This is a genomic window from Enterococcus sp. AZ194 (assembly GCF_051713825.1).
Classification (GTDB): Bacteria; Bacillota; Bacilli; order Lactobacillales; family Enterococcaceae; genus Enterococcus_K.
Genome location: NZ_JBIOQR010000002.1, coordinates 24,918 through 39,775 on the forward strand (window position 1 = coordinate 24,918; position 14,858 = coordinate 39,775).

The window sequence follows — 14,858 nt, forward strand, 5'->3', positions numbered from 1 at the left end:
ATGAAAAGTAAACGACGGATAGGTTTATCGATTCTTTCATTGTTCATGATGAGTCTCTATTTCTTTAGTCCACTATCTGTTTATGCAAAGGATGGAGATGGATATAGTATTTTCGTTCAAAAGTACAAGTTAGATGATTCTACCGTATTGTCTAAAGAGTTACCACAAGATGGTTCTAAGGCAGAAATAGTAACAGATACGAAAGGTAAGGCGTTAGCACCGCTTGCTGGCGTTCACTATGAGGTCGTTCGAGTAACGCCACTCTCTGAGGGGACAGGGTTTCAAGTTGTTGAGGGAGTGGAAGCTTTTTCGACTACTCTAACGACTGACTCGACTGGACAAGCGCATATTACAGGATTAGCACAAGGGATGTACCGAGTGACGGAGAAACCAAAAGAGGGGCTTTTGAAGAACATCATGGAACCGGTAATTTTAGAATTGCCTCTTCCGCAGCCAAATGGGAAAGCTGCATTATCAGAAGTCTATCTGTACCCCAAGTCCAGTGTCGTGACAGCTAAAGACATTATTGAAAAAGAGAATGGGCGCAAGAACCAAGCCACTCGATTACCACAAACGAGTGGGAACATTGGAGACTATAACCCATTTGTATGGATTAGTCTCTTGATCCTTTCAATGGGATTGATTGGGTTAGTATCTATGAAACGAAAAAAATTTCCGCATTAATAGAGGAAAGAGTAACTCTTAGGTTTAAGAGTTGCTCTTTCTCATTCAATAGTTTGAGTTGAGAAGAGAGGTCATTTATTCATGAAGAAAGCACGCTTGGTAAAAAAGAAAAAGACGAGGAAGACAAAAACCTCCTTTTTGATGCTTTTTGCTTGCTTCATGATCTTAGTAGGAACGCTGATTCTGTTGTATCCGATTGTCGGTAATTATTTGGCTAATCGAGAGCGCAGTGAGGCGGTTTCGCAATATGATGAATCAATGAAAAAGCTATCAGAAGAGGAATTGGAAAGACAGATTAGGTTAGCCCAGCGCTATAATGACTACATTTATAAAAAACAGCTAGGACAGACTCCTGAGCCGGTCATTTATAAGTCAATTGCTAATGAAGGAACAGTTATGGGGACAATTGATATTCCTTCATTGGCTATTCAGTCTTTACCTTTTTATCATGGCACTTCGTATCAAACGTTAGATAAAGGCCTAGGACATTTTGAGCCCTCATCTATTCCTGTAGGAGGGAAAAATACACGTTCAGTGATTACAGGACATAGCGGTGTACAGAATCAAGTGTTGTTTACGGACATCAAAAATCTAACAGAAGGAGACCTCTTTTTTATCAATATTTTGGGGAAACGATTAGCCTACGAGATGGAGTCTTTTGAGGAGGTCTTACCCAGTGAAGTAGATAAAGTAAAAGTGATTCAAGGAAAAGATACGGTTACGTTATTGACGTGTACTCCCCCGGGAATTAATACATACCGTTTGTTAGTAACCGGACACCGAATTCCTTATGAAGAGGCGCTGAACAAAAAAGTTGTAAAACGAAATTTATGGAGCTATCAAACGGTTGTTCTTTTGACTTTAGGCGTAAATCTTAGCCTGTTTCTGCTATTAATGGGGATGTATCGTCGACAAGTCAAAAAATTTCGATCAGAGGACCCGTTTATTTCTGCAAAAGGACGCAAAAATTTGAAACGATTGTTTACGGTAACAAAAGCGATATTTATTCTTTTGTTTATTGCTATGGTAACCGTATTAGGTGTGGCTGTATACGGGTATGCCCATATGCAAGAAGAAACAGACATGAAACCAATTAATATTGGGCTAGGGGAAGAGGTCAGTCAATATAATCTGGATAAAATAAATCGAGCAAATTATGAAGAAAAACAAATTGCTAGTGTTAATGTTGCTAATTATGCGGATGCTAAAACAACTTTCCAACAAACAACGAACAATTGGGGAATTGGGAAGTTGGTCATTCCTAAAGTTAACATTGATCTGCCTATACTGGCAGGCCTTGCAAATGAAAATTTGTTGTCTGGTGCAGCGACGTATCGGATGAATCAACAATTAGGCAAAGGAAATTATGTTCTTCTTGCTCATAATATTTTTGATAAGGATGTGCTATTGCATCGAATAAAAGAATTAAAAGAGGGAGAGAAAATTTATACAACTGACTTTAAAGATGTGTACGTTTATAAAGTAACGGTGAATAAGATTATCGAGGATACAGAGGTTTCATATATTGAAAAAGAACCTACAAGTAGACAGGCTATTTTGACACTATTACGCTGTGAAGGAGATATCGGTACGATTTATCGACGGGTGGTTCAGGGGGAATTGAGTACGATTCAGCCATTAAAAACCGCAAATGATTCATTGTTAAAGGAGTTAGGATTGGAACGATTTCAGGGGAAAGTAACCAGCGAATTGATCTCAAATAATCCCGTATCAGCCTTTGATAAAACGAGCATGAATTTGTCCGCAAAAATTATTTCTGAACCCATGCAAACCATAGTACCCTTGTTCCTACTCTTTTTGATGCCCATCTTGTTTTTAAATTTTATTCGATAAAAATGAGCAGGTTTTCTCTAATGTATGCTCGATAAAAGGGGGGCAATAAGTGAAGCAAGCGTGTCGATGGGGTGCTGGATTATTGGTGTTCATTCTCTTAATTAGTGGGTTAAAAAATTGTTACAGCCGTTATCTGCTTCACTCCGTTTCAGGAACATCAATGGAGCCTAGTCTCGTAGATGGTGCTCAAGTATTGATTGATAAACAAGAGCCGATTACACGCTATTCTGTCATTGGCTTTTCTGTTGAAGGAGAGAAAAACCTGTTTGTGAAACGAGTGATTGGTTTACCTGGTGATAGGTTATTTGTTTCTGGAACGCGATTAGTGATTAATTTGGATACAGAGAGTCCCTTTAATACGACTTATAGTGTAGAATTGACGGAATCTGTTGCTACAGATTGGCAAGCACTTACAGAAATTCCAGAAGATTGTTACTTTGTTTTAGGGGATCATTTGGCTGTTTCTAAAGATAGCCGGACATTTGGCTGGGTACAAAAAGGGGAAATTGAAGGAAGTATTCGTTTTATAAACAATTAGGAAAAGAGGAAAAATATGATTTGGATGAATTGGCTTGTTGCCATGGGGTTAATAGGATTACTTATTTTATTAGGGTACCGCTGGCTTGTTCAGCTACAACTAAATCAATTAAAAAGAACCCTTTCCCCGACTCTTCAAAAAAAACTTCGACGTATCCAGCAAAGAGAAACTACCAAACACATCAAGGTACTCATTTATTGGGGGATTTTTCTCTCATTTTTTTTAGGATTGATGACGTACAGCATCTTCCAACTGGAAAGAAGTACATCTCAACTATCCTCGGAGAATATTCGTATAAAAGAAGAGCTAAATAAGTTGAAGGAGAAACAGGCATACTTTTATCAGAGCCAAGAACGAGCGAGCTATCCATTTGAGGGGCTAGGGTTCAAAAATGAAGCTTGGAAAAAGCTATTTTTAGAAAAAAATCAACGAAAAACTTTAAGTGAGATGGAACAATTGTTTGATAAAAAATTGCTTCCTTATTTTGGTCAGGTAGTTACTATCTTTTCTATCGATACTAGTTTAAAAGAGGTAACGCTAGCTATTCAGATGGATGATGACTTGAATCAAAAAGATTTGCTTAGAAAAAATATGGATACATTGGTAGATGAGCTCAAGGAGGTAAAGGAAGTCGGACAAGTTCAGTTTCAAGTAGTTAGCAAGGATAAAACAAATGAATATTCACGAATTTATGTGCGTGAGAACAATGATTTTGTTAAACAAGTTGATACAGAAAAACGGATGGAGAAAGGAAAGGGCTAATGGCAGAAGAGAAAAAAGATGGTTGGTTTTTTAATAAAAGTATTTTAGCGGAAATCAATGAAACAGAAAAAGAACCTAGAGAGATAAGTGATGATATGGTTGCCTCTCAGGTGAGGCGAAAATCGAAGGAAGAGTCTTTTGAGGGATTGAAAAGACAGTTAATACGAATAAAAAAAGAAAATAAACAATTACGTGAACAACAAGAATCTGAGCGTGCACAGTGGCAGACAAAAACTGAAGAATTTGAAAAAATGAATAGGGAGTGGACACAGTTACAGGGGGAACATGAGAAGCTGCTGGAACAGATACGTGTGAAAAAAGAGTGGGTTTCACCAGAGACACTTGCTTTTCTTCAGAATGAAGCTGAGGAGACCATTACAAGATTGACAAAAGAGCTCGCTCAAGCTCGTGAACAGCAAAAGGATGCACGAACACAGTTAAAGAAAATAGGGGCGGAACAAGAGATACAAAACGAAAAAAGACTTACATCTTTAAAAGAAGAGTGTAATCAGCTTAAGCAGACAATCCAGCAATTAACAGACAAACAAAAGGCGCAACAAACTAATGAGCAAGAAAAACAACAATTGGCTACAGAACCGGAAATGGAACGAATAAAAAGGGTGTTGCTTCAATTGAAGAAAGAAAAAGCGACCATCGAGCGCGCTAACAAACAGCTGACTACTCAACTAGAACAAACCACTCAGCAATTGGAGAAGGAACAGCTTTTCGCTGCAGAACAAGCAGTTCAATTAAAACAGGAAAAAAATACCATTGAACAAACGTTACATCAAGTGCAGTTAGAATTAGTTCAAACACAAGAAACATTACAGATTTTTGAAACAAAGCTTCAGAATGTTCTACAACAAGAAAAAGAACAAATGAAAATGGAACAGGCTTCTCCTTTTGTCTCGTTAGATAGAAAAGATGATGAGCTAATTCAAGCAAATCAACAAATTCAGGAGCTTATGGAGCAAAATAGCAAATTAAAAAAAGAGGTCAAATATTTACAACAGGAGATAGGAGAAGTTTTGGTTGTAGCTAAAAAACAAGCCAAAAATATGCTCGATGAAGCGCAAGTTGAAGCTAAAAATTTGATAAATTCTGCTGAGTTGTCGGTCGAAGCTATTGGAACTCATGCAAAAAAAATTTCTGTTGAAGTGGCTGAATCGCGTAAAAATGTGGTCGCTATTTATGAAGAAATACAAAAGAGAAGTCATCAATTAATGGAAGGAGGGAGTCTTTCAAACAAGGAAGGCGACCAATGAATCAGAAGAAGCTACAGATGTCAGAAATCCAATTAATTACGTTAAAGGACCCGTTTTCTCCACTGACGGAACAGTTTCGGACCATTCGGACAAATCTTCAATACATATCTGAGAAAACGCAAACAATATTGATTACTTCTGCAGGTCCTGGAGAAGGAAAATCAACTGTTTCGGCGAATCTTGCAGTAATGTTTGCGAAAGCAGGAAAAAAAGTGTTATTAGTAGATGCTGATTTGAGAAGACCAACCGTTAATCGCACATTTGGCTCGAATAATGCTAAAGGGCTAAGTACGTTATTACGTACAGAGAGAAGCCTGTCAGAGGTAGCTCAGCAAACGGCGGTGAAACACTTGAGCATTGTCACAAGTGGTCCAAGACCCGTGAATCCTTCAGAGCTGTTGGGGTCAGAGCGAATGAGTCAGTTAATCAAGGAGGTTGAACAACACTATGATTATATTTTATTTGATTCACCCCCTGTTACGGCAGTGACTGATGCGCAAGTATTAGCAGCGAAGACAGATGGCGTTGTATTGGTGGTTCGAGAAGGAAAATCAAAAAAAGAGGCTTTACGACAAACAAAAGAGTTACTCTTAATGGTTTCAGCAACTATTTTAGGGGTCGTCTACAATGAGGCCACACACATGGTAGATTCAGGCTATAACTATTTTTAAGAAGATAAAAAAATACTAGACAGAGTGGGTGACGTGAAAGGAGAAGTTTGATAACTATGCATACACAGGAAATACCTAATAGAGAGAAAAAGATGACTGTAACCTATTTTGAAGGATATGACAGGGTATTGAGAAGGGCTTCTCATACCCAAAATCGACGGTATTTACAGAATTATTATGAACAATTGAAGTGTGAATTTCAACAGATTTTATCTGATTTTTTAACAGAGGATTACTTAATCAGCATTCAAAAAGTGTTATTAGTAGATGCCAAGCTACAGATTCTCTTTTTCTTTTGGCTAGACCAATCGTTATATAATTGCACGGAAGAAAAAATTGTTCAAATTGTAAAAACAGATGCTTCACGATTTTATCAAGAGAGTCTGTCTGTCCATCGTTCAACTATTCCTCAGCCGTTGATATTAAAACAACTGGATACCCGAGGAGAAAACAAATGAGAGAGACTCAATATACGGCAGCAGTTATTTTAGAAGGTGCTTATAAGCTAGCGATTAAGCATGGAGTAAGCCAGTTGTCCGCTCGGTCGGTATCAAGAGAAATTGGAATATCGACACAGCCAATTTATATCGCGTTTAGAAATATGGATGAATTAAAGGAAGCAGTACTACAATTAATATTTTCTAATATACGAAATACTTGGTTTTCACAAAATGATTCATTAGGCGCCTATATCGAAAATCTCTCAGCTTTTTTGAGAGAGGATACGGTTGTTTATCTTTCTTTGATAACAGACAGAGAAACGTTTGAACAGACACAGTGTTTTTTCTATCAATTGTTTCTTGATGGGGTAAAGGATGAAAAGTGGGCGCATAAGAGTTATGCTTTGGCATATGGACATATTTTGGGTGCATTAACGGCTTGTTTGAACATGAAGGTGTACCCTGAGGAAGAGGAGTTAGTTCAAAGTGTTTATAATCAAATACAGAAAATTTATGGTGTTTTGACTGAGTAGTTAATTATGTGATAAAAGCTTTAGGAACCTGTCCACTGATTTGACAACAAAATTGGTGGATAGTTTGTTTGAACAGGTAGAACTTTAAAAGAGATGATTTTTCAATGATTTGATTAAGAAAAAGGACTAGACGGAGCAGAATTAAGAAAGAGTTAAGAGTTTTCTCGGATGGAGTTTGCTATAATTGTCGAACAAATGTCATTTTTAATCAGAGGAGTGTGGTCTATGGTTATTGAAGAGCTACTTAACGCAGGAATGAACCTACTAGTTTTTACAAGTCTTCCATTTATTTGGTGGGGGCTTTTCCATAGAAAGAGGTGGCATTTTTTTCAATGGGTAGGACTTAAGAAACCGATTGTGTCAAATAAGAAACGGTTATGCGTTCTTTTTGTTGTTACTATTTTAATTTTTACAGTGATGTCTTGGTATGTCGATTCAGTGATTCCTAATACGGTTCAGCTAGCTTCACAAAGGTTTGCAGGGAAAAGATTTGAGGGGCTTTTACCCGCCTTGATTTTTTCGTTTATAAAAACGGGACTATCAGAAGAATTGTTTTTTCGAGGGTTTCTGGGTAAGGTTTTGAGCCGTAAATTTTCTTTTTACATAGGAAATAGTATCCAGGCATTAATTTTTGGTTATTTGCATGGGGCAATGTTACTCGCTATCTCAGGAATAGGTGTAGCTGTTCTTGTGACTTTGTTCACGGGAACGATCGGTTGGGTCAATGGGTATCTAAATGAACGATATGCAGGAGGTTCAATTATTCCGAGTTGGTGTTTACACGGAATCGCCAATTTTATCTCGGCTTTGTTTGATTTATTTCGCAAATTTTATAATCAAGTTAGCCACTAGCCAAAATAAAAAGCATCATAGTGAAAAATCGTGTATTATTGAGGTTCCGACACCAATCAATAAGGAGATTTTTCACTATGACTTATATCCATTCTACTACAGATCGCAGAAAGGGAAAACACCTAACTGCCATTGAACGAGGGAAAATCGCCGGCTGGCAAGAAGAAGGGCTTTCTCATGGTGAAATCGCTCGTCGAATCGGCGTTAAGCGTCAAACCATCAGTAACGAACTTGCTCGTGGGAAAGTTGAACAGGTACGCAAGGTCAATGGAATCAAATACTTCTCTATGAAGTACGATCCTGAATTCGCTCAGAACTGCTATGAAAAAAAGCGTCAGAAGTGTCATCGTCCCTGTAAATTTGCCCAAGTACGCTCATTTCTGGCTTATTTCGTTACGCTGTTCAAAACAGCAGATTATGCCCCAGATGTCGTTGTTGGGACAGCCAAACGTACCGGATTGTTTTCTCCTGAAGAGATGGTCTGTACCACAACTCTATACAAGTACATTGATACTCAGCTTTTAGAAATCAGAAACATCGACTTAAACTGTCAGGTCAGCCGAAAACGGCCGAAGAAACATATCCGTAAAAACAAGAAAGTACTGGGTCGGAGTATTGAAGAGCGCCCTATTCACATTGAAGATCGTCAAGAGTTTGGTCATTTTGAAATTGATACAGTCATTGGAAAGCGTGGTGGTTGTGAAACAACGCTGCTTACATTGACTGAGCGAAAAAGTCGTTTTGAGATTATCCGGCTCATCGACAGTAAAGACGCAGATTCAGTGGCTTATGGTATTCGACAGCTAATCAAAGAATATGGTTGCCGCAGCTTCAAACGAATCTTCAAAACAGTTACTTCAGACAATGGTTCCGAGTTCGCTTCATTAGCAGACACATTAAAGGAGTACTGCGAAGTCTATTTCACGCATCCTTATACTTCCTGCGAGCGCGGGACGAATGAGAATCATAACCGCATGATTCGGCGTAAAATCCCGAAGTATGAGAGCTTAGAGAAGTATAGTCGTAAAGATATTCAGCGGATAGAAGATGGCATGAATGACTTACCCAGAAAAATTTTAGGGTACCAAACACCCAGACAGCAATTTGAACAAGAGGTTTGCATAGCTGTGAGTTGATTTGACAGTGAGCCTCTTGGCATGTGGCTTAACGTCTGGGAAGTCTGGCGGAAGCCAGACTGTCTCCTAGTCAGACTACCACACACCAACTCACTATCAAATCAACAGCGGAACATAGAAATAACAGATATTTTTCACTCATTTCGAAAAGTGGCTAAGTTGTTCTTGAAATTTGGGGTTTGATTTATTTACGATTTTGTAAAAAGGTCTTGGCAAATCCTTAAGTCTTCAGCCTCTGAGGTTAAAACGTTTCAGAGGCTGAGTAGGGGGAGGGGCTATATATGTACAGGTTGGATAAAATTGATTGATCAAGCGTTAAGATAACGGAGAAGAAAACGCCAAATAAAAGAAGGATCATTTGTTTTGTCTATGTTAGAAGAATCAGCTAGAGAAAACGTCTGCATACTTATGCGACGCAATGATTTTTTGCTAAAAATCAGCAACGCCGTGAAGAGTGTCGTCAATAAATACGTGATAAAAAATAGGACGATACCACGAACGTTTATCTTATAGTGAAGAAGGTACGCTTTACTGATTTCCAAAAATATTGGATGTAAGAAAAATAGGTATTTACTGTACAGCCGTAGGGTAGAAAAATCATGATGCTGTAAAACATTTGAATGAATGACATAGAGAAATAAAAACGTAACCAATGGAAGGGAGGAGAATAAAAAGTTCTTATCGTCTCCTTGGTTATAAAATATAAGCCAGGATTCGCCAACTAGTAAGAAAATAGCCAAACAGAGTTTAGTCTTAAGATAGGTGCACATAAATTTTTTATGGTCATAATCAGCAATTAAGTAACCAAGCGAAGAAAAGATAAAGCTATAAAATAAGCCGTTTCTATTGGTCATGATAAAGGTCTTCACTTGAGTATAAAAGTCGCCCACTGCGTGCGAACTTAAAAAAGAGGAGTATGTTTCGGTCGCACCTAGGCTGAAAAAGAGAAACGCAATAATTAATAGTCCAACATAGTTAATCTTTTTTATCAAAAAGTTAGTCAAAGATAGGCCGACAAATAAGGCCGGAAAATACCACAAATGATAACAGGTTCCAAAGTAAACCAAGGCAACAAGGAGACCAATGGGATAATATTCATAAGGAATTCCTAATGTAGTCAAAAAATATATACCATAAGGAAGATAAAGGGTACTCCAAAATAAGTAAGATTTTCCTTGTTTACGCATAAACTCCCAGGGTGCCTGTGGGTTTTCGTTCATTTTTTTTCTGATAAAGTAACTACTAGAAAGAATAAACAGTGGGACTGCTAACCGAGCAAATGTGCTTTTAAAAAAATAGTGCAGGAGCTCATTATCGACTAGTCGGCCACAATGAACAAGGATGACTGAGATAGAGGCTAGATATTTATAAATGTCTAAGAGTGGATAATTTTTTTTCAAATAACTTCTCCTTTTGTTATACCGCTAGAATCTAAGTATAAAGTATCAGAGCTAATTAGAGAAGGGCGAATTTGAGTTAAACAGATAAAGGATACCACGAAAAATAAAATGGCTTTACGTCAAATGATGTGGATGACTAGAATATAAAATTTAGTTGTTAGTTTGGGAAATTCTTTTATTCTATTGTGAATAATAGTACAATAGTTATTTAAAAGAAAGGGGCTAGTTATGAAGAGAACATCAAAAATTGTTTATGAAATACATAATCCTGTTGAAGTGATTTGGTCGGTAGTGACCAATAACGCGGAGTATACTTGGCGAAGCGATATCGATAAAATAGAATTACTTTCGGAGCAGAAATTTAGAGAATATTATCTACCTAATGGACATACAGATTTTACAATTAAAGAAAAGATTGAAAATAAACGATATGTTTTTGAGATGGAAAATCCAATGTTTACAGGTGAGTGGATTGGAGAATTTATCGAGCTTACTCCGGAGAAGACGCAACTTGTTTTTACGGAGATTCTGGATTTTAAGAACTCACTTATTTATTTGGTTTCGTTTGTTATGATGAATTTGAAAAAAATTCAAATGAAGTACATGGTTGATTTAGAGAAGGAGGTTGAACGTCGATGAATACAACTGCCGAAATCGTGGCCTATCTAGCAGATATTTCTTCGGATAAGTATAAGAAGAATATTATCAAACTGGGGATTCCAGAAGAAAATACGATAGGTGTGCCCACGACGGAGTTACGCAAATTAGCTAGAAAACTGCCAAAAGAAAGTGCGTTTCTTAAAGAGTTATGGGAGACTAATTATCATGAGTGCAAGATTTTGGCAATCTTGGCGTTTCCTATAAAAATTTGTACGCAAGAAGATATTGAGTATTTTATGAGTGGCGTGGTTTCGTGGGACTTGTGTGATTTGTTGTGTAAGACGTTGGTGATTAAACATCCTGGTTATGATCAGTATGTTCGACAATGGATTGAAAAAGAGACGCTGTATTATAAACGGGCAGCCTTTGTATTATTAGCGAGTACCTCTGTGCACGCCGAGTTGTCGCATCAGGAAATTGTCACGTACCTATCTCTTATAGAACAACACTTTGAGGATGAGCGACTGTTGGTGAAAAAGGCGATTTCCTGGGCGATTAGAGAATTAGGAAAAACAAATGAAGCAGCAAAAGAAGCTAGTATCGAATTGGCTATGAGACTGAGGGGAAGTGATTCTTCTGTCGGTCAATGGATTGGTAAGGATGCATTAAAAGAATTAGAGACACTCGTTCAAGCTCCAGGACGGTCTCGTTTAATATCGAATAAATCGAAAATGGGGAAAGAAGTCGCCCAATAAATAACCAACTACAGAACAAAACCCTAGGAAAATTGGCTTTGAAATAGCCAGTTATCCTAGAGTTTTGGTGAAACTCGACATTAAGTCGTTTGGGAGATAGGTAATGGCTCAAAAAGAGTCACGTGTTTGATTTTATCTGCTTTCAACGTTTTGAATTCATAATGAACGGCAATCAATTTTTCTGAGTCCTTTTGACGAATGGCGCCTAGAAAGGAACCATGTCTACCATGAGCAATCGAAACGAGGCAGGTTAGGGTCTCAAATGCTAGTTCCAGTTGATCTAGGTCAGTAAGGGAATTGATGACCGGACCATTTGGGAGTTGTATCATAATGGCTGAATCGGTTAGATTGTTTAGCTCGTTTTGATTTTTTGTGAGTAAATGAATAGAATAGGTCTCAACAAATTGGTTTTTGGGCGAATTGCCACACGTTTGACTAGGAATGATTTTCAAGATAGCTCCTCCTTTTGCTTATTTCGTTTGAGTGCTTGAGGAACGCGACGCACCTGCACGCTCGGGGCTCTTCCAGGTTCCAGAGCCTAGCCCCATAATGGTTTTTACAGCTGGAATGAAGGTCGTCAAGATAGTTAATGCATTCATCATCCAATAAAATAGCATGTAAAGCGGAGCGAAAAGTAAATATTTCAATTTTCGACCGCGGTCATCGACGATTAAAGAGGCGACTAACTGGAAGGTACCCGAGATCATTTCAAAACAAACGAATAAGAAGGCCATCGTTAACATGTGATAAATGCGTTCTGTGTTGCCCTCAAGGAAAAACTTGAGTCCGAGTCCGATAAAAAGAGCAGAGGATAGCCAGAAAAAGAACGACCAAATGATACTGAACGTTTGATCGAGAAACATAATGGTGTGCCCGATATTTCGAAACGGGTGGCCCAAAATTTTGGTGACGTTGGTTAACCAGACTTCAGTACCGCCTTTTGCCCAACGTTTTCTTTGACGATAAAGCATTTTTAACGTCTCTGGTACTTCCATGTAGAACATAATTTTCGGACCAAATAAAGAAAGCCAACCGTCCATTTGGTGATCCCAGGCAATACTGATATCTTCTGTAGCTCGGTCTTGTCGGAACAAGCCAACATCTATTAGGGCGTCCTTTCGATACATCGTGTTAGCTCCGCTGTAAGCATAAAGTCCTCCGAGAACCCCCATTTGAGTCCTTTTAATCACTCCGACAATACTGGAAAACTCGACGGTCTGTGATTTGGCAATCAATTTATTGCGATTTTGGACATCCATATTGGCTGTAATAGCTGCAATATTGGTTGATTCCGGCCGTAAAATGTAGTTAATGTAATGATTCAAAGCATCAGGCTCTGGCACAGTATCGGCGTCATTACTTAAAATGAGCTCCCCTTTAGCAAAACCGACTCCAATATTGAATGCGTGTGCTTTTCCTTTATTTTTTTCAATACGAACGACTCGTAATTTTGCATACTGATTTTGTAGGTCGGCTAAAATCAACGGCGTATTGTCAGTGGAACCATCGTCAAGTACAATCACTTCATAATGCTCATAATTGATTTTGGTCATGAGGTACTCAATCGTGTTTCTGATGACGATTTCTTCGTTATGCGCAGGGACCATGATGGTAATAAAAGGTTCTATATCAGAAGGGATCCGATCCCAATCTTTTTGTTTATGGCGAAAGAGAAAGGTATAGCACATGACCCCAATAAACCAGGCGAAACCACCTAAAATCGGGTAGGTAATCAGAACTAAATAGAGTAAGATCAGTAGACTATCTAAGATAGAACTGCCCGTATGGATACTAGGAATCATAAGTCGACATTTCCTTTTTTGTATAATTCTTTGATGAAAGAGGTATCAAAATTTTGTTCCTCTTTGACCGAATAAAACTTGACGGATTGTCGGAATTCTTTCGTTCCAAAGCGCTCCGTGTAGACATCATTTAGTAATTCTCGTTGCTTGTCTAAACGTTCCTCATCATACAGCTTCTCATTTTGAAGGGAATGTTTGAAACGATAGTTGTTTCGAAACGTGAGTAAGATGTAAGTTAGAGAAATAGCAAAAAATGATAGGCTAAGGAAAATTAATAAAAATTTTAAAGCCGTTAGTTCTTCTTTATATAGGAAGAAATGCGTTTTTTGAGCAGCTTTCGGAAAAATTACAGGAATCAGTAACCAAATAAAAGGTAAGATGACGCCTAACCAACCGATGATCGCCATTGTTGATTGAAACAGTTTGATTTTAAGATGTCCTTTTTCGAAATAGACATCTTCAACAAGTAGATCAGAGACCTCTTGCCGGCTGACTACAGTTTTTTCAGACATACAATCCTCTCCTTTGTATTATTTATATATCATTCGTTATTGATTAAACAAGTTCCTCCTCTTCTAGACGCCATTTAGGAGTGAGGGGAGTAGAATCTAGTTTTATTCAATTTTCAAAAGTTATCATAACACTAAATGAAAATTTTTGAAAAAATAACGATTATAACTTGTAGCATAAGAGGAGAATAAAATATATCATAATATAATAGAATATATTCTGTTGTATTATGATATTGAAAACCCATTAGAAAAAATTTCTAATGGGTTTTTGTTAGGGTGGAAAATTCACTATCGCTTATTTCTTTTCTGTCAAAAAACGAATATCATTTTCTTCAAAAAAATCTAAAAAGTCAGATGAAGGTGTTTTATCTGAAATAATCGTATGAAAATCTTCTAACAAAGAATAGGTCATCAAGGTTGTATGACCAAATTTTGTATGATCTGCTAACAAGTAAATTTCACGACTTCTTTGGCAAATTGCTTTTTTTATTTGTTGCTCCAAAACATCAGAGTTTGTCGCACCATTTTTTATACCAATTCCTGTGGCAGCCATAAATGCTTTATTAATATTAACAGAAGTTAATTCTTGATTATAAGAGAGCTCCACGAAAGAACGGGTTGAGAATTTGTAATGAGATCCCAGAACAATAAGCTCTAGGTTAGGGTGATAGGTACAGAATTCAATGACATCAAAGTTATTTGTCAAGATGGTGCAGCGAGTCGTCGGGTTCAAATAAGTAAGTAGCTGTACCGTTGTCGTACCTGAATCGATGTAAATGACGTCCCCTTCCTCAATTAGAGTCGCTGCAATTTCTCCGATTTTTCTTTTCGCACTTGAGTTCGTGATATTTCTTACTTTGTAGTCTATGAGTCTTCCCTGTATAGAACGAACGCCACCATAAACTTTTTCAATATTTCCTTTTTTAATCAATTCGTTAATATCTCGGCGTAAGGTGTTTAGAGAGACTTTGAATTTTTTGGATAAGTCATCAAATGAAACATTTCCTAATTCAATGACATACGCTTCGATTTCATCTATTCGTTTCGATTTCAT

17 protein-coding genes are annotated in these 14,858 nt (G+C 37.6%); 12 read left to right on the forward strand and 5 right to left on the reverse strand.

What is annotated here, in order from left to right; genetic code table 11:
• The 10 genes from IGI37_RS18695 to IGI37_RS18740 all read left to right on the forward strand — a co-directional run bounded on the left by IGI37_RS18695 (position 1) and on the right by IGI37_RS18740 (position 8,735).
• Positions 1-684, forward strand: coding sequence for a pilin N-terminal domain-containing protein (locus IGI37_RS18695; protein WP_438763709.1), 684 nt, complete (start codon positions 1-3; stop codon positions 682-684).
• 81 nt (positions 685-765) lie between these two features.
• Positions 766-2,538: a class C sortase gene (locus tag IGI37_RS18700; RefSeq protein WP_438763710.1), complete on the forward strand. Its 1,773-nt coding sequence runs from the start codon at positions 766-768 to the stop codon at positions 2,536-2,538.
• A 49-nt stretch (positions 2,539-2,587) separates the two neighbouring features.
• Positions 2,588-3,076 carry a signal peptidase I gene (gene lepB, locus IGI37_RS18705; protein WP_438763711.1) on the forward strand — a complete coding sequence of 163 codons (489 nt, stop codon included), beginning with the start codon at positions 2,588-2,590 and terminating at the stop codon, positions 3,074-3,076.
• 15 nt (positions 3,077-3,091) lie between these two features.
• Positions 3,092-3,838 carry a hypothetical protein gene (locus IGI37_RS18710; RefSeq protein WP_438763712.1) on the forward strand — a complete coding sequence of 249 codons (747 nt, stop codon included), beginning with the start codon at positions 3,092-3,094 and terminating at the stop codon, positions 3,836-3,838.
• A complete protein-coding gene (locus IGI37_RS18715) occupies positions 3,838-5,103 on the forward strand; it encodes a hypothetical protein (RefSeq protein ID WP_438763713.1) in 1,266 nt (421 codons plus the stop codon). Before IGI37_RS18710 ends, IGI37_RS18715 begins: the two co-directional genes overlap by 1 nt.
• Positions 5,100-5,774, forward strand: coding sequence for a CpsD/CapB family tyrosine-protein kinase (locus IGI37_RS18720; protein ID WP_438763714.1), 675 nt, complete (start codon positions 5,100-5,102; stop codon positions 5,772-5,774). The genes IGI37_RS18715 and IGI37_RS18720 overlap by 4 nt, the downstream gene beginning before the upstream one ends.
• 92 nt (positions 5,775-5,866) lie before the next feature.
• Entirely contained in the window at positions 5,867-6,232 is a 366-nt protein-coding gene (locus tag IGI37_RS18725) for a DUF7006 family protein (RefSeq protein WP_438763715.1), read from the forward strand.
• Positions 6,229-6,747: a TetR/AcrR family transcriptional regulator gene (locus IGI37_RS18730; RefSeq protein WP_438763716.1), complete on the forward strand. Its 519-nt coding sequence runs from the start codon at positions 6,229-6,231 to the stop codon at positions 6,745-6,747. Before IGI37_RS18725 ends, IGI37_RS18730 begins: the two co-directional genes overlap by 4 nt.
• Positions 6,748-6,972: 225 nt before the next feature.
• Complete coding sequence (locus IGI37_RS18735; RefSeq protein WP_438763717.1) at positions 6,973-7,599, forward strand: CPBP family intramembrane glutamic endopeptidase; 627 nt, start codon at positions 6,973-6,975, stop codon at positions 7,597-7,599.
• 77 nt (positions 7,600-7,676) lie between these two features.
• The gene (locus tag IGI37_RS18740; RefSeq protein ID WP_438763718.1) at positions 7,677-8,735 is read left to right on the forward strand and encodes an IS30 family transposase; all 1,059 of its coding nucleotides are present in this window, start codon (positions 7,677-7,679) and stop codon (positions 8,733-8,735) included.
• Between the two features lie 308 nt (positions 8,736-9,043).
• Here the strand turns inward: IGI37_RS18740 and IGI37_RS18745 are convergent, their stop codons facing one another.
• Positions 9,044-10,135: an acyltransferase family protein gene (locus IGI37_RS18745; RefSeq protein ID WP_438763719.1), complete on the reverse strand. Its 1,092-nt coding sequence runs from the start codon at positions 10,133-10,135 to the stop codon at positions 9,044-9,046.
• Between the two features lie 228 nt (positions 10,136-10,363).
• Between IGI37_RS18745 and IGI37_RS18750 the strand changes: the two genes are divergently transcribed.
• Positions 10,364-10,774: a polyketide cyclase gene (locus tag IGI37_RS18750; protein WP_438763720.1), complete on the forward strand. Its 411-nt coding sequence runs from the start codon at positions 10,364-10,366 to the stop codon at positions 10,772-10,774.
• A complete protein-coding gene (locus IGI37_RS18755; RefSeq protein WP_438763721.1) occupies positions 10,771-11,490 on the forward strand; it encodes a DNA alkylation repair protein in 720 nt (239 codons plus the stop codon). The genes IGI37_RS18750 and IGI37_RS18755 overlap by 4 nt, the downstream gene beginning before the upstream one ends.
• A gap of 80 nt (positions 11,491-11,570) precedes the next feature.
• On the opposite strand, the gene IGI37_RS18760 is transcribed toward IGI37_RS18755, so the two are convergent.
• From IGI37_RS18760 to IGI37_RS18775, 4 genes are all read right to left on the reverse strand, one after another.
• On the reverse strand, positions 11,571-11,942 hold the full coding sequence (locus IGI37_RS18760; RefSeq protein ID WP_438763722.1) for a hypothetical protein: 372 nt from the start codon (positions 11,940-11,942) through the stop codon (positions 11,571-11,573).
• 18 nt (positions 11,943-11,960) lie between these two features.
• Complete coding sequence (locus tag IGI37_RS18765) at positions 11,961-13,292, reverse strand: glycosyltransferase family 2 protein (protein WP_438763723.1); 1,332 nt, start codon at positions 13,290-13,292, stop codon at positions 11,961-11,963.
• On the reverse strand, positions 13,289-13,804 hold the full coding sequence (locus IGI37_RS18770) for a cell division protein (protein WP_438763724.1): 516 nt from the start codon (positions 13,802-13,804) through the stop codon (positions 13,289-13,291). The genes IGI37_RS18765 and IGI37_RS18770 overlap by 4 nt, the downstream gene beginning before the upstream one ends.
• A gap of 295 nt (positions 13,805-14,099) precedes the next feature.
• Positions 14,100-14,858, reverse strand: coding sequence for a DeoR/GlpR family DNA-binding transcription regulator (locus IGI37_RS18775; protein ID WP_438763725.1), 759 nt, complete (start codon positions 14,856-14,858; stop codon positions 14,100-14,102).